Consider the following 19,398-nt stretch of genomic DNA (forward strand, 5'->3'; position numbering starts at 1 on the left):
TTATTCTCCAATCTTCGTCAAGTTCGGGTAGAGCGGGTGGGCCTGGGCGAGGTCCAACACGCGTTGTTTCAGTTCGGGAAGTATCTCGGTGTTTCCTTCGGCGCCGGCAATCAACGTCTGCGCAATAACCTCCGCAACCTCAACAAACGCCTCCTCAGAAAAACCACGAGTCGCCAACGCCGGAGTACCAATACGCAACCCAGACGTCACCATCGGCGGACGCGGATCAAACGGCACCGAATTACGATTCACCGTAATCTCCACCTGCGCCAACAAATCCTCACCCTGCTGCCCATCAAGCTCGCTATTACGCAGATCAACGAGTACTAGGTGCACATCAGTACCACCAGTCAGCACACTGATGCCCTTGGACGCCACATCCTCACGAGTCAACCGCTCAGCCAGAATCTTCGCCCCAGCCAAAGTCCGCTCCTGACGCTCCTTAAACTCCTGCGACCCAGCGATCTTAAACGCAACCGCCTTACCAGCAATCACATGCTCCAACGGACCACCCTGCTGACCAGGGAACACCGCCGAATTCAACTTCTTCGCAAGCTCCGCATCATTAGTCAAAATAATCCCACCACGCGGACCAGCCAAAGTCTTATGCGTCGTCGAAGTCACCACATGCGCGTGCGGCACCGGCGACGGGTGCAAACCAGCAGCCACCAAACCAGCGAAATGCGCCATATCCACAAACAGGTACGCACCGACCTTGTCAGCGATTTCACGGAAACGCTTGAAATCCAACTGACGAGGGTAAGCCGACCAACCAGCCACAATCATCTTCGGCTGATGCTCCACGGCTAGGCGCTCGACTTCATCCATGTCCACCAGGTTCGTTTCCTCATCCACACCATAAGGAACGATATTGAACAAGCGACCAGAGAAGTTCAGCTTCATCCCATGGGTCAGATGCCCGCCATGAGCCAGATTCAGGCCCAGCACGGTATCCCCCGGACGCACCAACGCATGGTACACCGACGCGTTCGCCTGCGCACCAGAGTGCGGCTGTACATTAGCGAACTTCGCGCCGAACAGATCCTTCAGCCGCTCGATCGCCAACGTCTCAATGACATCGACCTCTTCACAACCCCCGTAATAACGGCGACCCGGGTACCCCTCGGCATACTTATTGGTCAACACCGAACCCTGCGCCTGCATCACAGCCTGCGCAGTGTGGTTCTCCGAAGCAATCATTTCCAAACCACGCTGCTGCCGAGCCAACTCAGCATCAATACGCTGCGCCACCTCAGGATCAAGGCTTCCCAGATCCTGTGTGAGGGACTCTGCCACGAGACTTTGTATTTGTAGCATCATTCTCTTTCTTAGGTGTACGAATTGCCGACAACTGATATATCAATTTCTGACTCTTAGCGTATGATCTAACTCACAGGCCGTCAATGGGTTGCCCCAAATAATTTTGGAACGGGTCACATTAGGCAAAATAGAGCAGATAAAAGGAGGCAGAGGAATGACCAGCACGACCGAAATTGCCAGCACGGAATCCATGGCCGAGCGTTCTTACCGAATTCTGCGTGATCGGCTCATCATGTTGGACATCGCTCCGGGCGATCCGATCAATGAAGCCGCTCTCGCCGCCGATCTCGATATGGGCCGCACCCCGATCCGGGAAGCACTCAAACGTCTCGAGGTTGACCACCTCGTAGTCTCCTACCCACGTCGCGGCACTTTTGCGACCGGCGTGGACATTACCGAACTGGCCGCCATCTCCGAGATGCGCCAAGTTCTTGAACCGCTAGCTGCCCAGCGTGCGGCCGAAAACCGGGGAGGCACCCTGCGTGAGGAATTGCAGATAACCATGGCCGCGATTCGCGCGCTGGATCCGGAGCGTGAACGGCGCCAGCTCATGGAGTATGACCTTGAGGTACACCGGCTAATCTACCGCGCCGCGCAGAATCATCACTTGGAAGAGACTTTGGTGCGTTTAGATAATCTGGCAACCCGAATTTGGTGCCTGGTGCTGGATCGACTGCCCGATATTCATGACCATATTTCCGAGCATGCCAATTTGATCGACCTCATTTTGTCGGGCCAAGCCGAGGAGGCCTCGCGCGTGGCCGCCGAACACGTGGTCAGCTTTGAACAGACGGTGCGCGCAGCACTTTAGTAGGGGAAACTTAGCCGGATAAGTCGACGACCACTACTGTTGGGCAGGTTGGATCGCCGCGATCGGCGCCCCAGAGTGCTGTTAGCGCAGCCCCTCGCCGCCTTGGCGGGATCGCGAATAAATTCGACTCACTGAGTGCGCTACCCGGCAACCGGGTGACTCGGCAGTTCCCCGGGCAGGAACCTAGGCCCGCGCGTACCGTCGGCAGGCTGACTTAGAGAAACCCGCGCGACGCTGTCCGCTGAGTGTGCTAACCTCGGTGGGCCCAAGGACGGAGCTCCGTTGACCCCGGGCGATTTCTCGCAGCGCACGAATGAAATATTTGTGCCGCCACTTGAATTTAACTGTTTCTCAACGTCCGCGCTGGCCCAGTCGACACCTCTTCCCCACTTCTCCCACGGGACGCTGAACTACGAACACCGCTTCACGTCAGACCACCGTTTCCGCTTACCGAGTGGCCGCTAGAACAACCGCTTTTCCATGGGGCAACGGATGATCAGCGCCTAGGACCCCGGAGCTTCAAGGAACCTAGATTACGGCTTTTGACCTTGGCTACCAACATTCCCCTCGATCCGCGCTTATGCTGCAAAACCCCCCTCAAAAAACATGCATCGCCACCTAGCGCACCCGTTGACCGGTAGTCGGTTCGCCAATAGTGGGTAAGGATTAGTCTTGGCCGGCATCCCTACCCGGCTCACACACAAAGCTCACACACAAAGCTCACACGACCCACCTTTGAATAGCATCAGGAGAGAACATGAAGCAGCCACAACAGCAGGATCACGAGGGTTACCAGGCCGCACTACAGGCGGCGATCGCCGGAGGCCAGCTAGGAGGGGTGCCTATTGGCTCTGCGCTGGCTGATACCAATGGAGTCATTGCCAGCGGTCACAACCGCCGAGTCCAGAACTCGGACCCCACGGCCCATGCCGAAATCGAAGCCTTGCGCGCGGCGGGCCGTCGCGCCAGCTATACGGAAACCACGCTGTACACGACACTGGCACCCTGCGCACTGTGCTCGGGCGCGATTGTGCAGTTCAAAATCCCTCGGGTGGTCATCGGCGAGGCGGAAAATTTTGCCGGAGAATTGCAGTGGTTGACTGAACGCGGGGTAGAAGTGCTGATTTTGGACGATCCCCAAGCGCGCGATCTGATGAAAAAGTTTATCGCCGAGCAGCCAACCTTGTGGAACGAGGATATCTCCGAGCCTGGCGACTAACCGGATGAAGTTCACAACTGAATCGAGAAAACCTAGGCAAATGCAGGCGCGGTTGGAGCAGTAATCCAACGAAATAGCTTGACTGTGACACGCACCACTGGAATGATTCAACGCAACAGAGTTGCGATCATTGCAACCTTGAAGGCCTTGGATCAGATTAATTCGCTTTCCGAAATTCCTCATTTTCATTCCGCAGGAGGCAACGATGCCCACGGTTTTCCTCGAAGAACTGGATGCCGAAACCTATCAGCAGAAAGTCAGTCAACCCGGTTCAACTCTCATCATCCCCACCGGTGCCACCGAACAGCACGGGCCGCACATGCCGCTAGGTGTGGACGCCATGCTCTCGAAGGCTATCTCGGGAATGGTCGCCGAGAAGATCGGTGCGCTGGTCGCCCCCGTCTTCAGTTATGGCTACAAGTCCCAGCCGCGTTCCGGCGGGGGCAACCATCGCGTAGGCACCACCAGCCTCGGCGCAACCGCACTCATTAGTATGACCGAAGACGTGGTGGGATCCTTTATTACTCAGGGGTTCGATAATATCGTCGTTCTCAATGGTCACTTTGAGAATTACCAATTCCTCTACGAAGGTTTGGATAACGCGGTTAGCCACAGCCGCCTGGCGGGCCTGTCGGCACGCGCAGCACTGCTCTCCTATTGGGATTTCGTCGACGAGACCACGCTGAAGAAAGTCTTTCCGGACGGCTTCTTGGGCTGGGACATTGAACACGGCGGGGTGCTGGAAACTTCGCTCATGCTCCTGCTACATCCCGAAAAGGTGGACATGTCCCGGGTGATCGACCACCCACCGGCCACCCTTACCCCCTATGACATCTTCCCGGAAGACCCGGCACGAACCCCAAGTAGCGGCTGCCTCTCCAGTGCCAAGGGTGCCAGCGCGCAGAGTGGACAACTGCTTTTGGATGCCGTCACCGATGCGGTGGCCGACTCGCTACGAAGCGAATTCACCCTACAGACGAACCCCTCGGAAGTGAACTAGCATGTCGATCAACGAAGCCCAGCGCGCCACCGATGGACAGAGCCAGAAACAGTCGGCCGCTTCTACGAAAGAGGCGACACAGGTCGAACTTCCGCGTTTCATGGGGCGGATCATCCCACCGATTGATCGGCTGCTGATCCGCACCATCCCGCCAGTGCTGATTATCTCGGTAATCATCTGGGTGCTGACCAATCCGGAGGGCGCTTCGGCGGTGATCTCCACCATGCGCACCTACGTCACGGGTAACTTCACCTGGTTATTCGTTCTCTATTCGGTCTTTGCCGTGGTGGTGTGTATCTGGCTTGCCATGAGTAAGGTCGGTCGGATCCGGCTCGGCGGCCCCAAGGCCCAACCTGAACACAGCAAATTTGCCTGGTACTCCATGCTCTTCGCTTGCGGTCAGGGTATCGGCCTGATCTTCTGGTCGGTGGCCGAGCCGATTATGCTGCGCGATGAGAACCCGGTGATTCCTCCTGGCCCGACCGGTTCCGCCGAGGGCGGCATCGTATGGACCTATTTCCATTGGGGCCTGACCGCCTGGGCTATGTATTGCGTGGTCGCCGTATGCTTGGCCTACTCGCACCACAACCTAGGCAAGACGCTGACCTTCCGCGAAGCCACCGTGGATATTCTCCCGCGCTGGTCGCAGCGAGGTGCGGGAGTCATCGTCGAACTGCTAGCCATTATTGCCACCGTACTGGGTTTAGCCACTTCCTTCGGGTTTGCGGCCCTGCAATTTAGCTCCGGAATCAATTCATTTCTGGGACTGGAATCGAACTCCACTATGTGGCTGATGGTGATCGCGATCTTTGCTGGCGTGACTTGTATTTCGGCGATCGTCGGCATCAACAAGGGCATGGCTCGGCTCAGTAGCCTTAACTCGATCCTCAGTATCGTCTTAGTAGGCGCAGCACTGATTTTCGGCCCCACCCTGTACATCATCTCTAACCTGTCGCAGACCTTCGGCAGCTTCATGGCAAACTTCGTCAACATGAGCCTGTGGACAGACGCACCGCTTACCACCGGCCCCCTGGACAGCTGGCAGGATAGCTGGAATGGCTGGTGGACGGTCTTCATCTGGTGCTGGGTCATTGCGTTTTCACCCTTCGTGGCCGGTTTTATCGCTCGCATCTCGCGTGGTCGCACAATCCGCGAATTCGTTCTGGGCGTTACCGTAATCCCGACCCTGATCGTCATGATTTGGGTGGGCATCATCGGTTCGGCCGCCATCTACTACGACGATATGAACGATCGCGCGATTAGCGATGCGGTGACTGCGGATACCTCGGCCGGCCTTTTCGCGATGCTCGACTACATCCCGATCGTCGGCACGGTGTTGCTGGTGGTAGCCACGATCTTGGTGGCGACCTATTACGTCACCTCGTTGGACTCGGGAATCTACGCCTTGAGTGAGTTCGTTTCGGCTCCGAATAAGTCCGGCCCGGTTTTCCGTGTGGTGCTGGTGCTCAGTATCGCCACGGTTGCCACCGTGCTGCTGACCCTGGGTGGAACCGCGGTGGTCGATACGGTGCAAACCGGAACGATTATTGGCGCTTTCCCGTTCTCCTTCGTGATCATCTTGATGATCGTGAATCTGATTCGGCGGCTGATTAAGCGTGACAAGGCAATCAGGCAGCTGGAAAAGGACATTAATAACCCTGATCCGAACTTTATGTTCGTAGCGGAGCCCGACGGCAGCGATGCCATCGCCTCCAAGGAAGAACCACCGGCGTCCAATACCTAACACCACCGTTTTACGGGCCGGGATCGACCACCTCGATCCCGGCCCTCTCGCCTTTCAAGTTCTCTTTTTCCCTAGTCAGCTCGAATATTTCCAAGAAATGACTTGATCTCAAAGAATTTGCTTGACAGTGAGCTGAACCACAAATACTCTAAATGCAACGGGGTTGCGCTGAACGCAACACCCGGCCAAGGCTTTCAATTACCCAGTACTTATTACTTCTCGAAGGAGTCACCATGACCACCTCAGCACACACCGCCACCAGCGTTTCCGAACTGGAGCGTTTGAAGACTCTGCACAACGGGGTTAAGCAGCAGCTAACCTTCTCGGACGCCGAATTTGAGCGTCGTCTGGCCGGCCTGCGTCAGATCATGGCCGCAAAGAACCTGGATGCCACCATCCTCACCAGCTACCACGGCATCAAGTACTACTCGGACTTCCTGTACACCACCTTCGGCCGTAACTACGCACTGGTGGTAACCGCGAAGAACACCACCACCATCACCGCCAACATCGATGCCGGCATGCCATGGCGCACCAGCTACGGCGACAACATCGTGTACACCGATTGGCGTCGTGATAACTTCTACTACGGTCTGCAGGAGGCGCTACGCCGTGATGGTGTGAAGGCCACCCGCATTGGTGTGGAAGACGACTTCCTGCCGGGCTTGACCCGCGAGAAGATTGCCGCGGCCTTCGACGGTGCCGCCCTGGTAGATATTTCGCAGGATGCCATGCGTCAGCGCATGATCAAGTCGGCCGAGGAAATCGAGGTCATCAAGCACGGTGCACGCATCGGTGACATCGGCGGCGAAGCCATCAAGGCAGCCATCCGCGAAGGTATCAGCGAATACGAAGTTGCTTTGATCGGCACCGAAGCCATGACCCATGAGATCGCCAAGACCTTCCCACACCGCGAAGTGCGCGACACCTGGGTGTGGTTCCAGTCCGGTATCAACACCGACGGCGCCCACAACTGGGCCACCACCCGCAAGCTGGAACGCGGCGACATCCTGAGCCTGAACTGCTTCCCGATGACCTCGGGCTACTACACCGCGCTGGAGCGTACCCTGTTCTTGGGCGAGCCGGACGCGCGCAGCCTGGAGCTGTGGAACGTCAACGTTGAAGTGCACAAGCGTGGATTGGAACTGATCAAGCCCGGCGCGGTCTGCAAGGACATCGCCGCGGAGCTGAACGAAATCTTCATCTCGCACAACCTGCTGCCGAACCGCACCTTCGGTTACGGTCACTCCTTCGGTGTCCTCTCGCACTACTACGGTCGCGAGGCTGGTCTGGAGCTGCGCGAGGATATCGATACCGTGTTGGAGCCAGGCATGGTGGTTTCGATGGAGCCAATGATTACCGTGATGGACGGCGAGCCAGGTGCCGGCGGCTACCGCGAGCATGACATCTTGGTGATCAACCACGACGGGTCCGTTGAGAACATCACCAAATTCGGATTCGGGCCGGAACACAACATCATCGACGCCTAATCCGTGCCCAGACAGCCGGGGTGAGCAGGCAACAGCGTGCTTACCCCGGCACTGGCCATTAAACCCATTAGGATTGGTTTTCAACCGATGTTGAGGCGAGGAACCCGCGATGATTACCACCAATGAGCAAAATCAGACCACAACGCGTAGCAGCGGAAATTCGGTGATCGTCAATGTGATTGATGTGTTGCGTTGTTTCACCGTGGAAAACCCCACCGCCGGAGTGACTGAGATTGCCGACCAAGTGGGCTTGCACAAGTCCAGCATCTCCCGGATCTTGTCGACGCTGGAAGCCGAACGCGTGGTGGAACGCGATGAGCAGACTCGAAAGTTTCGCTTAGGCACCGGTCTGATCGCCATTGCTGGCCCGCTACTGGCCAATCTTCACGTCCGGCGCATCGCTTACCCGCTACTCAACGAGCTAGCGAAGGCCACCGGGGAAACCGCGGTACTGAACATCTGGGACGGTGCAGAATCGGTTTCGGTGGAGCAGATCCCTTCCTCGCATCCGGTCAAGCACACTTCGGCAATGGGTAGCCGCTACCGCACCGGAATGAGTGCCACGATTCAGCTGTTTCTCGCGCATGAACCACTTGAGGTTACCCGTCAGTTGCTCGATAGCTCACGGATCGAACTCGAGGGCACGGTGCCGGTTGAGGAGTACCTCGAACGGCTAGCCGATGCCCGATTACGCGGCTATGCGGTGAACTATGGGCAGACCTCACAAGACGAAGTGGGGGTTGCCGCCCCGGTTTATGACCACCGCGGCGACATCGTCGCCTGTGTCATGCTCGCGGCCCCCTACTACCGCATCTCTGCAGAGGTATTGGAAACTCTCATCCAGCACTGTGTACGCACCGCCCGCAGGGTCAGTGCACGTATGGGCTACAGCCCGGATACCGAACAAGCCTGAAAAGTGAGAGCGTCCCAGAATGTTCGAGGCTAGAGACGAATTTTCCTTCGACTACCGCATGCACGAGGGTAGTCCAATGCGCGTCAGTCATCATTTTGGTGGGCAGACCCAACTACCGGTAGCGATCCAAACTTGGGTGATCCCGCCGGGCGGTTTCGAAGGACCTCACCGTCACGATGGTGCAGAACCACTGACCGAGTTCTATCAAGTACTTGAAGGTCAGGCGCGAATGCGGGTGGGCGACATGGTCTATGAGTTGGGACCTGGGGACAGCGTGCTGGCCCCGTCCGACGTAGATCACGATCTGCACAACACCGGCGAAGGTGAGCTACGGGTGCTGACCGTTTGGGGACCACCCGGCAGCTTCGACATGTCGAATTTTGGTTCCCATCGTTTAGCTGAGCAGCAACGTCAGACTGCGCGATAAATTTTGTTCATCACCAGCACAGAGCGGTAGCTAGGTGAATTTTCAGGCGCCTGAGGCAGGTACTGCTTGCACTCCACAATCAGCTGCTCCCTACACCGTCGGTATCCACCCATTTTTGCTGAGGTGGCCGATTGACTCTAGGGTGCACGGAAACTGATCCGGTCAATGATCAGCATGCAGCATTGAGCGCCTAAATCCACGCTAGTTTTTGGAGGCGTGCTGGCCTCGGTGAATAAGCGACACATGCCATGTCATCTGCTGCACTCCCCCGGCAAATGCCTCAAGCAAGTTGTTTTGCCTTGTCACATAGGCAAGGCTGGGTTACAGAACCGCGGACTCGGTCAAGGCGTCTTGGGAGGTTTCTATTGTCAGCAAAGTTGTCCGGCACTCTGCGCGGGGTCAGTGCCTCGCTGGCTGCCTCGGCATTTTTTGGGTTGATTTTCCTCCTCTCGGGGTGGGTCGTAGTCGCAGCCGAGTACATTTTTGCTTGGCGGGTGGCACTGACTTTGGCCTGTTATCTCGTCGTACTGGCCTTCCCAGGGGGACGCAAAGCACTCCAGGAGTACTGGAAAATTCTCCGCCGGACGCGCTTGGGCGGTTTACTTTTGGTGTTATTGGCGCTGATGGTCGGCATTCAATTGTGGCTTTTCATCTGGGCGCCAGCCAATGGGCAGGCGTTGAATGCTTCTCTCGGGTTCTTGCTCTTGCCAATCACTTTGGTGCTCGGTGGCAGATTCATCTTCAAAGCCCATATCTCGCGGCTTCAGTGGATCAGTGTCCTCTTAGCGGCCATGGCGGTCTTGATGAAGTTGGCCTTCACTCCAACTTTCTCTTGGGTCACCGGGTTTATCGCGGTCATTTATCCAATCTATTTCATGCTGCGGCGCCACACTGGTCTAGATCATCCCGCGGGTTTCGGGGTGGAACTTGCCATACTGACTCCGTTAGCGATCCGCTTGCTCGTGCTGTCCCCCACCCCCAGCGACGTTGCCCAACAACTCTTGGTGTGGAGCATCGCGGCCGGTGGTGCACTAGCCATGATCGCCTACCTCAGTGCCTCACGTTGGCTCTCACTCCCGTTATTCGGCATGCTCTCCTATGTTGAGCCGCTCCTGTTGGTGCTCATCGCTATGGTCTTAGGGGAGCGTCTGGAGTCCATGGACGTGTGGGTGTATGCCCTTTTGGCGGTCGCGTTACTAGTTTTGGCGGCTGAGGCGCTGTTGAGCTTGCGAGCATCGAACAAGAAAACCCCAGCGTGAACCCCAACGAGCTGACATTCGCTCTTTCAAGTGCTGGCCACCCGCGGTACAGTTCAGATACTCGCAGCCAGCCGACCGACAAAGTTGTCGTCATGAGCCAGTTCGTCACGGCAACGCACCCGCGCAAAGGAACCTGCCATGTTCACACCAGATGAACCGCTGTCTATGAGTATCGCTTCGGAACCTATTCCGGGACGATACGTGGTGGTCTTCGATGACACCACCCGCGTTGGCCCACAGATGAGTCTGTCTCAATTGCGGGATGAAGCACCTGCCGCGTTGGAAGCCAGCGGGCATTCTCCCGAGCTCTATTTCCCGCGTTTGGGGATCGCAGTGGTGGACAGTGAATCAGCTCAAATCGATGAGCTGCGTTCCGGCTGCGCGAATCGAAAGCTACCACTGAATGTTGTTCCGGAACGGATCTATCGGATCCAAACCGAGCAAGCCGATGCGGCGGCCCCAGCCTTCGCCGACACCGACGAACTCACCTGGGGATTGCAGGCTGTGCGGGCCGCCGAGTCCGGCTACACCGGAGCCGGGATCCGGGTGGCGGTGTTGGATACCGGGTTCGATACGGAGCATCCAGATTTTGTTGGACGTGATGTCAGCACCAAATCCTTCATCGCTGGAGAAGATGCCTTCGATGGCCATGGTCACGGCACCCACTGCATAGGCACGTCCTGCGGTCCACGCGGCGTTCCTGACCAACGCGGATACGGTGTGGCTCCGGGCGCCAGCATTTACTCGGGTAAGGTGCTGTCCAACGCGGGCTCTGGTTCGGATGCCGGGATCCTTTCGGGCATTGAGTGGGCTCTAGAGAATGATTGCCACATCATTTCCATGTCCTTGGGCGCAGACGTTAAGGAGGTGCATCCTCCGTATGTGGCGGCAGGTCGCCGTTGTTTGGATTTAGGAACCATCATTATTGCTGCGGCGGGAAACAATGCCCGCCGTTCCCAAGGAAACGATGGGTTCGTCGGAGCTCCCGCCAATAGCCCTTACATCATGTCGGTCGGAGCTTTGGATGAGAGCTTGAAGGTGGCCGAATTCTCAGCGCGTACCTTGCCTGGGCGTGGTGGTGCGGTCGATATCTCCGGGCCGGGGGTCCGAGTATTCTCATCTTGGCCCGGAGAAGATCGCTACAACACAATCAGTGGTACCTCTATGGCCACCCCACACGTAGCCGGTGTAGCAGCACTGCTTGCCGAAGCTACCGGATATCGTGGCCGTGAATTGTGGGCGGAGTTGGCCCAGGAAGGTCAGCGTTTGCTGCAGTTTTCTGTGGATGTCGGTGCGGGCTTGACCCAAGCACCACCTCCGGCGGAATCGTAGGGGTTATGAGTCACAAGGACGGCAACGCCAAGATGGAGCAAACGGTCATCGTCACCGTGCGCTCGGACCAACTGGCACAGATCGATGATGTCACCCAGAAGTTGCAGGCCGCCGGGATGGTGATCGACAACGTGCTCAAAACCCTGGGTCAAGTCACCGGCCACGCTAGTCCCGATGCTGTCGAGGGGTTGCGCAAGGTCGAACAAGTGGAATCGGTCAGTGCACAACGCGTGGTGCGGATCGCTCCCCCAGATGCCGAGATTCAATAGCCACTGGGAATCGGTTCCATCTAGTTGCGGTGGGTTCTATCTGGACTCACCGCAACTAGGGCGCAACCAGTGCCGATTCAATTGCGTCAGCCACCGCCAAGCTAGCTAAGAAACGCACCGTATCGACGGCGGCCGCCACCTGGCCGGTCGCGGCTGCGATGAAGGCATCGCCATCGAATCTGCTGTGGGGTGGATGAACCGCCCGCGCTAATCCGTCGTGTGCACCTTCCGCGACGATGCGGCATGCCACCTTGTCGAGTTTCGCATTGGTCATCACCACGCCAATGGTGGTATTGTTCCGCGGTTGGGGTGCGTTGCCCTCGGCCTCAAAAAATTCGGCCACTTCAAGTCCTGGATTGTGACCTGGAACCAGGATGTCCCCAAAGGCATTGACCGCAACAAGTGCGCCCACCACCAGCGCTCCGTAGTGGCGTTCAGCGTAGACCAGCCCCGCCCGATAACGCGCTTCGGGGCCCCGCCACTGGCTTGAACAAGCTCCGGTCCCGGCACCAACCGGTCCGGTTACCACCGTATCGGGATGGGCCTGCTCGGCCGCGGAGTACCCGCTTGCTGCGGTGGGACGCACCGTGGCGTCTCCGATGCCCAAATCGAATAATCCGAGGGTCGGCACAATTGGCACCCGCGCTACCGGCGTCTGGACACCGCGCCCTTGTTCCTCCAAAAAGCGCATGACGCCGTCGGCGGCGGCAAGCCCGAAAGCTGAGCCTCCCGTCAGCATAACCGCGTCTACCGTACCCACCGATTTTTGTGGGTCCAGCACATCGAGTTCCCGGGCAGCTGGCGATCCCCCGCGTACTTCATAGGATGCTACGGTGTTTTCCGGGAACATCACTACGGTGCACCCGGTGACCGCGACCGGGTCGGTCCAGTGACCAATGGAAACACCGGGAAGTGAAAGCGTCTTAGTGTAACTTCCGCTGCTCATGAAACACGCTCCTGAATGGAATCGACTAGCCCGTTCCATCCTGTGGCAGAAATCTTGGGAAGTCTAGTCGCCGCCGAGGTTTCCGGGCACAACAATATTGAGCGGTTTTTCGATGATCTTCATGCCTGCTCTGTACAGGTGGCTCGTCCCGGCCATTCAGCGCAGCGGCTTCAGTCCCTTGGCCACGGCACGATGCTGTCAGCAGTGAATAGCTCCGAAAAGCGATAAAGAAAATTCCCCCCGGTCACTGGCCAGGGGAATTCTTGTGAAACTTTGTCAAGCTTGTCTCGACTCTTCACATTCGTGGCGGGGAGAGGATTTGAACCTCTGACCTCCGGGTTATGAGCCCGGCGAGCTACCGAACTGCTCCACCCCGCGTCGGTAATTCAAGTATTACTGACCAGTCATGCTCTTGGCTAATCGAGAGAGCGTGAAGTGAATCACCGCGCCTCTTTTCCGGGCAATTACGGGATCGATTCGCTCAACCATCCGTCCACATCGTTGCAGGCGAGCACAGTTCAACGGCGCCGCCCACGACGCTCAGGAGTTAAGACCTGAAACAAAAAAAGTCTCAGCATTCGTCATGAACGCTGAGACTTTGTGATCTGTGGAGGTAAGGGGATTCGAACCCCTGACCTTCTGCATGCCATGCAGACGCGCTACCAACTGCGCCATACCCCCAGATGAAGGTGCGGTTACCGGGGAATTTCTTCCCTTCGAACCGAGATAAAACTCTACCGGAGAAATTCGCGAATCACCAAATCGCCCGCGGAGAGGCTCGTCACATCGACTCTTCCCTTCTATGAAACACAGTGGAAGAATATGCCACGTTGGCGGTAAAGCCAGCTCATCTTGCGAAAGGTTCATCCCATGACCACTGCAATGACCCCCTATCTACAATTTGGCGGTGTGGCCCGCGAAGCCATGGAGTTCTACCACTCGGTTTTTGGCGGCGAACTCTCCGTGATGACTTATCAGGAAGGAATGAATGACGGAAATCCGGCCACCGCGGATCTGATCATGCACTCCTCCCTCTACTTGGAGCGCGGACTTCACCTGATGGCTGCCGACACCCCACCGGAAATGAATGTCACTGGCAATGGAACGATTGCCATCAGTGGTGATGGTGCCGGCGAAGCCGAGGAAATCAACACCCTACGCGGGTGGTGGGACAAGCTCAGCACGAACGCCCGAGTCGATATCCCCTTGGAAAAGGCGCCGTGGGGCGACTATTTCGGGCAACTCACCGACCGTTTCGGGGTGACCTGGATGTTCGACATCGGAGAAGCCCAGATGCCTTAGGCATGAACTAGGGCACCGGGTGAAAGCACTCTCACCCGGTGCCCTCCGTCTAGGCCTCATTCAGCCGATTTTCAGTCCGATCTTTCGTGAACGGTATTCGGTGACCAGCGCGAGGATCAGACCCAATGCAGCCAGGATTGCCCCAAGGAAGGCCGGGGCGCGGTACCCCAGCCCGGCGGTAATGACCGCTGCACCCAAGGCTGCGCCCAGCGCGTTGGCAACATTCAGCGCCGAATGGTTCAGCGATGCCGCGAGGGACTGCGCTTGCGGGGCCGAGTCCATCAGCAGGGTCTGCAAACTTGGGATAAGCAAAGATCCCGAAGCACCCATGATGAACACCAGAATGAAGGTGGGGATCAACCAGCTGGTGACCAGCCCAAAGACCACCATGACCACAATCATGATTACTGAAGCTAATTTGATCGCACCGAAGACCGACCAGTCTGCCAGCCTCCCGCCGATTAAGGAGCCGACCACCATCCCCAGCCCGTAGAGCGCCAAGGCGACCGGGACCAGTTTAATGTCCATGCCGGTGACGTCGGTGAGGGTGGGGCTGATGTAGGAATATACGGCGAAGAATCCGCCAAAGCCGACGATCCCGGTGGCCATGGCCAACCAGACTTGTAGGCTTTTCAGAGCGGTCAGTTCCTTACGGACGCTGGCTCCGGGGGCTACACCCCGCCACGGAACGAAGAAGCTGATCGCGAGCAGGGTGAGCACCCCGATAACTGCCACCACAATGAACATCGAACGCCAGCCAGTTTCTTGTCCAAGCCGCGTCACGAGCGGAACACCGGCTACGTTGGCCACCGAAAGACCCAGCATCACCCAAGCGATTGCCCGACCACGCATCGATGCGGGAACTAAGGATCCTGCCAGCACACCGGCAAGCCCAAAGTATGCCCCGTGAGGTAGGCCCGAAAGGAATCGAGTGATAAGCATGGACCCGTAATCCGGGGCCAGAGCCGAGGAAAAGTTCGCCAGCGCAAAGAAAATGATGAGGTATTGCACGGCACGTTTCCGCGGGATTTTCGCGGCTGCGGCGGTCAAGATCGGCGCACCGACCACGACGCCCACGGCGTAGGCGCTGATCATCAAACCCATCTGAGCGTTAGAGACGCCCAAGTCTTCGCCGCCTTCTTGCAATAACCCCATAATCGCGAATTCTGTGACTCCAATTCCGAAGCCACCCATCGCCAGCGCCACCACTGCGCCGAGTAATGCCCACCCTTCCAGGAAGTTTCCGGGTTGTGGGTGTTTCATAAATTCCTCATTTTCGTTTGCGACGACTTCTGCCACGCGGCATCATTGGCGCTCGGCTTCGATCGTAGTTGATCAACGCAGAACAAACGCTATTTCATCACGGCCTGCCGTGTGTAAAATCTGGATGCTCAGACCCGCTTTGCTCTCTGAAATCACACAGCAGTCACCCCCTGGACCAGCCGGTTAAGGCTGGTCCAGGGGGTGTTGGGTGGTGGAAATAATTTAGACCCGGGTCATCGCGCTTGCCTTTCGGCGTCGGTAGAAGGTGGCGCAAGCTCCTCGGGCTGATCTTCGTAGACCGGTCGCTCGGCATCGATCTCCGGTGCGTTGTGCACTGTCTCGGGGTATTCTTCCGCCGCTGCCATGAGTCCTTCGGGGGTATGCAGGTGCTGCTCGGTGTCCAGAGCGGCTCGCTCATCGGATGAACCGGTTACTGCGGGTTGGCCTCCGCGCTTGGTCAAGGGTTCACCGGCATCTCGTTCGATACGGAGGTGATCGGATTCTGAGTTTTCAAAGGTCATGTCACATCTCCCTTTTGTGGCGCTCACTGCATCGTTCGGCGCGAATTACTCCTTGTCGTATTGGTCCTCAGGAGAAGCGTCGAGGTCGGGGTCAGCGCCGATGGCCTCGTTCTCCGTAGTCTCCGGAACCGGGGCTTCACCCGCTGGCCAAGTTCGTTCCACCAATGACCCATCGGGGTCTTTGACCTTCTCAACGACGCTGTCGAGGACTTCCTTAGCCTTGTCTTTAAAGCTCACGGTGCTACTCCTTCAGTAGTGGCCACTTACCCAGAGCTAGCTGGGATGGTTTGCCGGATTCGATCTGGCACAGATGGGTGGGTTCAGTGTCCGTCTGCGTCGGTGCCGCCGCGCGGATGATCTAGCCGACTCTTACCTCGGATCGCCCGGTAGGCCCCATAAACCACCATGAGCACACCCCAGATCACCGCAATCCATAGGGGGTTCGCAGAGATGAAACCGCCGTCGCTCGTAAAAAGGAGAAAGGCCGCGAATCCCAATGCAATGATGGCTCCGGCGATCATCAGGCCGACGCCGGGCCGGGACTTCTTAGGTTGTCGGTTTACGTGGTCTGCACTCATGGCTTACTCTCCGATTTCAGTGGTTTGTCGCCTGTCAATTGGTCGTGTTGGCCAGCGCGCGGGAACCGGACACTAGTTAGCCCGCATCGAAGCGCTCTTCGTCTTCGTCGGTTTCCCCCAGCCGGCTGGGGTTTGAGTCAATTTGGTCGGGATCGGTGCGGGGTTGCGCGAATTGTTCATCTGGGTCCGAGGCTGCCGTGGTGGCCTCTCGTCCTGTCTCGCCGTCGGGTGCACGGTCTTCCTTGTGGGGCTTACGGTCACTCATATTTCTCACCTTTCAAGGTTTTCTCGCCGGGTTCTAGGAATCGCGTAACGCTTGGATCAGTTCATCTTTACGCATGGTTGATCGGCCGTCGATTCCGATTTCGGCGGCACGTTTACGAAGTTCGTCCACGGTCCAATCTTCATAGCGTCCCGCTTCACCTCCACGCTCCCCCACCGCTGAACGACCGTCTCGCGCCGCCGCGTTCGCTATACGTGCGGATTTTTGCTTAGAGTTTCCCTCCTCACGTAATTCCTCATAGAGTTCTGGGTCTTTGATCCGATCGTTGTTTCTTTTGGCCATTTTCCCTCCAGAGCTAATTCGATGTTCGTTTCATTCGTCAACGAGAAAAATTCGCTTTCCCTATCCAGTCACCGTACTCACCCCATCTTGTGCCGGTGCCAAGCAGTATTCAATGGCTTGCGATAAATCCCAGCCAACGCCAAGCCGTGATGTTCTCACACGTTCCAATTGACCTTTGGCACCGACGTTCTGTGACACTTTCTCGCTTTGTTACTGTAGTTGGTGCCGAAATCTGAACGTTCGCAGGGAATTACCTTCTCTGCGTTGCATGATGAGCGCAGGCTGACAAACTGGCAGTGGACCTGCAGATTTTTCTATACCTAGAATCTGCTTCACCCGAGTCATCGGAGGAATCTCATGAGTACAAATCAGTCCAGTAACGAACCGGGACATACCGAACCAGTGGGTACCCCTGACGAGTCCAGTAGTTCCAAAGCCACCCCGGCACCCGAGCACAACGAACCGGTAGGTACCGGCAAGGACTCGGATAAGGATCCCAACACTGAATCTGCACACTGATTCAAGGCATTTCTCAGTTCAGGGCGGCGGTCGCACACACTACGACCGCCGCCCTGTCACTGTGCAGAAGATGTATTTGCCCAAGTGGTAGCAATAATGTTCACTGCCGTGCGCCAAGCTGGCTGTCGAGTCTAAGGCTGGTAAACCGCGCAGCATTCGGGATCCTCACGTAGCTGACCGGCGTCGTGCCGTTGGGTCAGATGTTGGAGCCGCGGTAACACTCTTCGCAGTCCACCCCACCTTCTTCGCAGCCCAAATCAACGTTTCCCTCAGCTTTTTGTGGCACTGTTGATTTGAAATGTCCAAAGCAATAACTCGCCGCCTGACGGCCTCTCGAATCATGGCACGGATGCTCATCATCCTTGGCTGCCTTATGCTTACCCTGATACTGGTCTTCCACCAGCAGATCCCTGACGTTCTTGGATTGGGGCTCTTTGTTGATAACTTAGCGCCGTGGCTCGGTTTAGCTATTCCCCTGCTACTGGTCTTTGCCATAGTGGCCGGCGGCCGCGGCACCTATCTCACGTTACTTTTGCCAACCCTAGCTTGGGCACTGATTTTTGGTCCGCAGGTGCTGCCAGCACCTAAATTGGCGCCCCAGCAAGGTTTGACCGTGGCCACACAAAATATTGGTGGGAAGCAAGATCTCGAAACCGCGCGAACCCTGGCGGATTCGGGCGCGGAGATTATCTCCTTGCAAGAGGTCCAACCGGGTCGGGACGAGTACATTACTCAAGCGTTAGCCGATTCGCACCCGCATTTTTATTCGGTGGGCACCGTCGGGGTATGGAGCGCTCTGCCTCTGGATAATGCGCAGTCCTTGGACTTAGGGCTGGACTGGTCCCGGGCTTTGCGTCTCGATGTCCAAACGTCAACCGGTACAGTGCGCTTCTACACGGTTCATGCGGCCTCCGCACGACCGACCGGGCATGCCGACCGGGACATGATGCTGGCGAATCTTGCCGAGTATATTGCCCAGGACCCTTCGCCACGGATTATCGCCGCAGGAGATTTCAATGCCACGGCAACCGATCGCCATTTTCGGCCTATTTCCGCACAGCTAAATGCCATGACTTCATCGTCGTGGGGACCCACGTTCACTTGGCCGCGGACCCCTTTCGCCATGCTAGGGATCGACCACGTGCTCACCCGGGGTCTGGCTCACGCCTCACTGGAACGGGTGGAAGCCGGCGCATCGGATCATTATGCGTTGCTGGCCGAGATCGAGTTGGCAGAGACCGCCGACTAGCCCAAACCGGTTTGCCGCAGGGTGATGTTGATTCGTCCGGCAGCTATTCCGCACCCGGCGGGGGCGGTGTGCGGATGAATCTTGGTCACCGCGTGGAAAGCGAAACGTGCCGGGCCTTCGAAAACGAACAAATCCCCCGAGGCCAGGTACAAGTCCGTATAAGGCTTATTGCGGTGTTCGTTGTTTCCCAATCGGAAGGTGGCACTGTCTCCGATCGATAGTGAGACGACCGGAGCGTTGACGATCTCTTCACGGTCCTGATGCATTCCCATCTTGGAATCCACCGCGTAATAATTCACGATGGCGGCATCCGGGGCATAATCCCGAGCTTTCTTCGCATCTCCGGTTGCTTGTTGTACCGCGCGTCGGCCCAACTCGATCAGCCAGTCCGGAACCGGCGGGACTACGGAGCCGTTGACATCGTCGGCGGTGCGTGAATAGCGGTTTGGGCTCCAATGCCAGCCGAAGCAGATAGTCTGCACACTCATGGGGTGTCCGGCGACGATCGGGGAATGCGGCGGCACTGGCCCCTGACCCCATTCAAAAAACCGCTGACTGATCCAGCGTTGAGCCTCAAGGTTTAACCAGCCAGGCAAGTGGTACGCACCGGGGCGTGGGCTCACTGCTTGGCGGGGTAATACGCTGTCGTCAAAGAGTGCGTCCATAGTTTC

Annotated in this window: 22 protein-coding genes and 2 tRNA genes; 13 read left to right on the forward strand and 11 right to left on the reverse strand. The window is 57.3% G+C overall.

From position 1 onward, the window contains the following. The gene (gene glyA / locus ACQQZ8_RS12885) at positions 1-1,320 is read right to left on the reverse strand and encodes a serine hydroxymethyltransferase (protein WP_431710201.1); all 1,320 of its coding nucleotides are present in this window, start codon (positions 1,318-1,320) and stop codon (positions 1-3) included. A 154-nt stretch (positions 1,321-1,474) separates the two neighbouring features. Here glyA and ACQQZ8_RS12890 point away from each other — a divergent pair, with 154 nt between their 5' ends. The 10 genes from ACQQZ8_RS12890 (at position 1,475) to ACQQZ8_RS12935 (ending at position 11,784) form a co-directional block, all read left to right on the forward strand. Further along, complete coding sequence (locus ACQQZ8_RS12890; protein WP_431710202.1) at positions 1,475-2,131, forward strand: GntR family transcriptional regulator; 657 nt, start codon at positions 1,475-1,477, stop codon at positions 2,129-2,131. Positions 2,132-2,888: 757 nt separating this feature from the next. Continuing rightward, the gene (locus ACQQZ8_RS12895; RefSeq protein WP_431710203.1) at positions 2,889-3,350 is read left to right on the forward strand and encodes a nucleoside deaminase; all 462 of its coding nucleotides are present in this window, start codon (positions 2,889-2,891) and stop codon (positions 3,348-3,350) included. Between the two features lie 205 nt (positions 3,351-3,555). Further along, complete coding sequence (locus ACQQZ8_RS12900; RefSeq protein ID WP_431710204.1) at positions 3,556-4,350, forward strand: creatininase; 795 nt, start codon at positions 3,556-3,558, stop codon at positions 4,348-4,350. A gap of 1 nt (position 4,351) precedes the next feature. Further along, positions 4,352-6,094 (forward strand): BCCT family transporter, encoded by a 1,743-nt coding sequence (locus ACQQZ8_RS12905; protein WP_431710205.1) that lies wholly within the window; start codon positions 4,352-4,354, stop codon positions 6,092-6,094. 233 nt (positions 6,095-6,327) lie between these two features. Beyond that, complete coding sequence (locus ACQQZ8_RS12910; RefSeq protein ID WP_431710206.1) at positions 6,328-7,584, forward strand: aminopeptidase P family protein; 1,257 nt, start codon at positions 6,328-6,330, stop codon at positions 7,582-7,584. A 109-nt stretch (positions 7,585-7,693) separates the two neighbouring features. Further along, positions 7,694-8,497: an IclR family transcriptional regulator gene (locus tag ACQQZ8_RS12915; RefSeq protein ID WP_431710207.1), complete on the forward strand. Its 804-nt coding sequence runs from the start codon at positions 7,694-7,696 to the stop codon at positions 8,495-8,497. A gap of 76 nt (positions 8,498-8,573) precedes the next feature. Then, complete coding sequence (locus ACQQZ8_RS12920; RefSeq protein ID WP_431710208.1) at positions 8,574-8,924, forward strand: cupin domain-containing protein; 351 nt, start codon at positions 8,574-8,576, stop codon at positions 8,922-8,924. A gap of 365 nt (positions 8,925-9,289) precedes the next feature. Beyond that, positions 9,290-10,183 (forward strand): EamA family transporter, encoded by an 894-nt coding sequence (locus ACQQZ8_RS12925; protein ID WP_431710209.1) that lies wholly within the window; start codon positions 9,290-9,292, stop codon positions 10,181-10,183. Between the two features lie 138 nt (positions 10,184-10,321). Further along, positions 10,322-11,515 (forward strand): S8 family serine peptidase, encoded by a 1,194-nt coding sequence (locus ACQQZ8_RS12930; protein WP_431710210.1) that lies wholly within the window; start codon positions 10,322-10,324, stop codon positions 11,513-11,515. 5 nt (positions 11,516-11,520) lie between these two features. Then, entirely contained in the window at positions 11,521-11,784 is a 264-nt protein-coding gene (locus tag ACQQZ8_RS12935) for a hypothetical protein (protein ID WP_431710211.1), read from the forward strand. A gap of 55 nt (positions 11,785-11,839) precedes the next feature. Here ACQQZ8_RS12935 and ACQQZ8_RS12940 read toward each other — a convergent pair whose 3' ends face one another. The 3 genes from ACQQZ8_RS12940 to ACQQZ8_RS12950 all read right to left on the reverse strand — a co-directional run bounded on the left by ACQQZ8_RS12940 (position 11,840) and on the right by ACQQZ8_RS12950 (position 13,411). Then, entirely contained in the window at positions 11,840-12,730 is an 891-nt protein-coding gene (locus ACQQZ8_RS12940; protein ID WP_431710212.1) for a P1 family peptidase, read from the reverse strand. A gap of 304 nt (positions 12,731-13,034) precedes the next feature. Further along, a tRNA-Met gene (locus tag ACQQZ8_RS12945) sits at positions 13,035-13,108 on the reverse strand. A 230-nt stretch (positions 13,109-13,338) separates the two neighbouring features. Further along, a tRNA-Ala gene (locus tag ACQQZ8_RS12950) sits at positions 13,339-13,411 on the reverse strand. A gap of 189 nt (positions 13,412-13,600) precedes the next feature. Here ACQQZ8_RS12950 and ACQQZ8_RS12955 point away from each other — a divergent pair. Continuing rightward, a complete protein-coding gene (locus ACQQZ8_RS12955; protein WP_431710213.1) occupies positions 13,601-14,032 on the forward strand; it encodes a VOC family protein in 432 nt (143 codons plus the stop codon). A 60-nt stretch (positions 14,033-14,092) separates the two neighbouring features. Here the strand turns inward: ACQQZ8_RS12955 and ACQQZ8_RS12960 are convergent, their stop codons facing one another. The 6 genes from ACQQZ8_RS12960 to ACQQZ8_RS12985 all read right to left on the reverse strand — a co-directional run bounded on the left by ACQQZ8_RS12960 (position 14,093) and on the right by ACQQZ8_RS12985 (position 16,959). Further along, the gene (locus ACQQZ8_RS12960) at positions 14,093-15,295 is read right to left on the reverse strand and encodes an MFS transporter (protein WP_431710214.1); all 1,203 of its coding nucleotides are present in this window, start codon (positions 15,293-15,295) and stop codon (positions 14,093-14,095) included. Positions 15,296-15,528: 233 nt separating this feature from the next. Next, positions 15,529-15,816 (reverse strand): hypothetical protein, encoded by a 288-nt coding sequence (locus tag ACQQZ8_RS12965; RefSeq protein WP_431710215.1) that lies wholly within the window; start codon positions 15,814-15,816, stop codon positions 15,529-15,531. A gap of 45 nt (positions 15,817-15,861) precedes the next feature. Further along, positions 15,862-16,053 (reverse strand): hypothetical protein, encoded by a 192-nt coding sequence (locus tag ACQQZ8_RS12970; RefSeq protein WP_431710216.1) that lies wholly within the window; start codon positions 16,051-16,053, stop codon positions 15,862-15,864. An 83-nt stretch (positions 16,054-16,136) separates the two neighbouring features. Further along, positions 16,137-16,394, reverse strand: a complete 258-nt coding sequence (locus ACQQZ8_RS12975) for a hypothetical protein (protein ID WP_431710217.1) — start codon at positions 16,392-16,394, stop codon at positions 16,137-16,139. 76 nt (positions 16,395-16,470) lie between these two features. Next, the gene (locus ACQQZ8_RS12980; RefSeq protein ID WP_431710218.1) at positions 16,471-16,659 is read right to left on the reverse strand and encodes a hypothetical protein; all 189 of its coding nucleotides are present in this window, start codon (positions 16,657-16,659) and stop codon (positions 16,471-16,473) included. 33 nt (positions 16,660-16,692) lie between these two features. Beyond that, positions 16,693-16,959: a Rho termination factor N-terminal domain-containing protein gene (locus ACQQZ8_RS12985; protein WP_431710219.1), complete on the reverse strand. Its 267-nt coding sequence runs from the start codon at positions 16,957-16,959 to the stop codon at positions 16,693-16,695. Positions 16,960-17,316: 357 nt separating this feature from the next. Here ACQQZ8_RS12985 and ACQQZ8_RS12990 point away from each other — a divergent pair, with 357 nt between their 5' ends. Further along, positions 17,317-17,478, forward strand: a complete 162-nt coding sequence (locus ACQQZ8_RS12990) for a hypothetical protein (protein ID WP_431710220.1) — start codon at positions 17,317-17,319, stop codon at positions 17,476-17,478. A 340-nt stretch (positions 17,479-17,818) separates the two neighbouring features. Further along, positions 17,819-18,727, forward strand: coding sequence for an endonuclease/exonuclease/phosphatase family protein (locus ACQQZ8_RS12995; protein WP_431710221.1), 909 nt, complete (start codon positions 17,819-17,821; stop codon positions 18,725-18,727). Here the strand turns inward: ACQQZ8_RS12995 and ACQQZ8_RS13000 are convergent. Next, positions 18,724-19,392: an alpha-ketoglutarate-dependent dioxygenase AlkB family protein gene (locus tag ACQQZ8_RS13000; protein ID WP_431710222.1), complete on the reverse strand. Its 669-nt coding sequence runs from the start codon at positions 19,390-19,392 to the stop codon at positions 18,724-18,726. The two genes, ACQQZ8_RS12995 and ACQQZ8_RS13000, sit on opposite strands and share 4 nt — an antisense overlap. Positions 19,393-19,398 lie beyond the last annotated feature (6 nt).

The organism is Glutamicibacter uratoxydans (genome assembly GCF_050753455.1).
Lineage (GTDB): Bacteria > Actinomycetota > Actinomycetes > Actinomycetales > Micrococcaceae > Glutamicibacter > Glutamicibacter uratoxydans_A.

Coding starts and splice junctions, on each gene's coding strand:
- glyA (WP_431710201.1), bottom strand. CDS start 1,320: ATGATGCTACAAATACAAAGTCTCGTGGCAGAGTCCCTCACACAGGAT.
- ACQQZ8_RS12890 (WP_431710202.1), top strand. CDS start 1,475: ATGACCAGCACGACCGAAATTGCCAGCACGGAATCCATGGCCGAGCGT.
- ACQQZ8_RS12895 (WP_431710203.1), top strand. CDS start 2,889: ATGAAGCAGCCACAACAGCAGGATCACGAGGGTTACCAGGCCGCACTA.
- ACQQZ8_RS12900 (WP_431710204.1), top strand. CDS start 3,556: ATGCCCACGGTTTTCCTCGAAGAACTGGATGCCGAAACCTATCAGCAG.
- ACQQZ8_RS12905 (WP_431710205.1), top strand. CDS start 4,352: ATGTCGATCAACGAAGCCCAGCGCGCCACCGATGGACAGAGCCAGAAA.
- ACQQZ8_RS12910 (WP_431710206.1), top strand. CDS start 6,328: ATGACCACCTCAGCACACACCGCCACCAGCGTTTCCGAACTGGAGCGT.
- ACQQZ8_RS12915 (WP_431710207.1), top strand. CDS start 7,694: ATGATTACCACCAATGAGCAAAATCAGACCACAACGCGTAGCAGCGGA.
- ACQQZ8_RS12920 (WP_431710208.1), top strand. CDS start 8,574: ATGCGCGTCAGTCATCATTTTGGTGGGCAGACCCAACTACCGGTAGCG.
- ACQQZ8_RS12930 (WP_431710210.1), top strand. CDS start 10,322: ATGTTCACACCAGATGAACCGCTGTCTATGAGTATCGCTTCGGAACCT.
- ACQQZ8_RS12935 (WP_431710211.1), top strand. CDS start 11,521: ATGAGTCACAAGGACGGCAACGCCAAGATGGAGCAAACGGTCATCGTC.
- ACQQZ8_RS12940 (WP_431710212.1), bottom strand. CDS start 12,730: ATGAGCAGCGGAAGTTACACTAAGACGCTTTCACTTCCCGGTGTTTCC.
- ACQQZ8_RS12955 (WP_431710213.1), top strand. CDS start 13,601: ATGACCACTGCAATGACCCCCTATCTACAATTTGGCGGTGTGGCCCGC.
- ACQQZ8_RS12960 (WP_431710214.1), bottom strand. CDS start 15,295: ATGAAACACCCACAACCCGGAAACTTCCTGGAAGGGTGGGCATTACTC.
- ACQQZ8_RS12965 (WP_431710215.1), bottom strand. CDS start 15,816: ATGACCTTTGAAAACTCAGAATCCGATCACCTCCGTATCGAACGAGAT.
- ACQQZ8_RS12975 (WP_431710217.1), bottom strand. CDS start 16,394: ATGAGTGCAGACCACGTAAACCGACAACCTAAGAAGTCCCGGCCCGGC.
- ACQQZ8_RS12980 (WP_431710218.1), bottom strand. CDS start 16,659: ATGAGTGACCGTAAGCCCCACAAGGAAGACCGTGCACCCGACGGCGAG.
- ACQQZ8_RS12985 (WP_431710219.1), bottom strand. CDS start 16,959: ATGGCCAAAAGAAACAACGATCGGATCAAAGACCCAGAACTCTATGAG.
- ACQQZ8_RS12990 (WP_431710220.1), top strand. CDS start 17,317: ATGAGTACAAATCAGTCCAGTAACGAACCGGGACATACCGAACCAGTG.
- ACQQZ8_RS12995 (WP_431710221.1), top strand. CDS start 17,819: ATGGCACGGATGCTCATCATCCTTGGCTGCCTTATGCTTACCCTGATA.
- ACQQZ8_RS13000 (WP_431710222.1), bottom strand. CDS start 19,392: ATGGACGCACTCTTTGACGACAGCGTATTACCCCGCCAAGCAGTGAGC.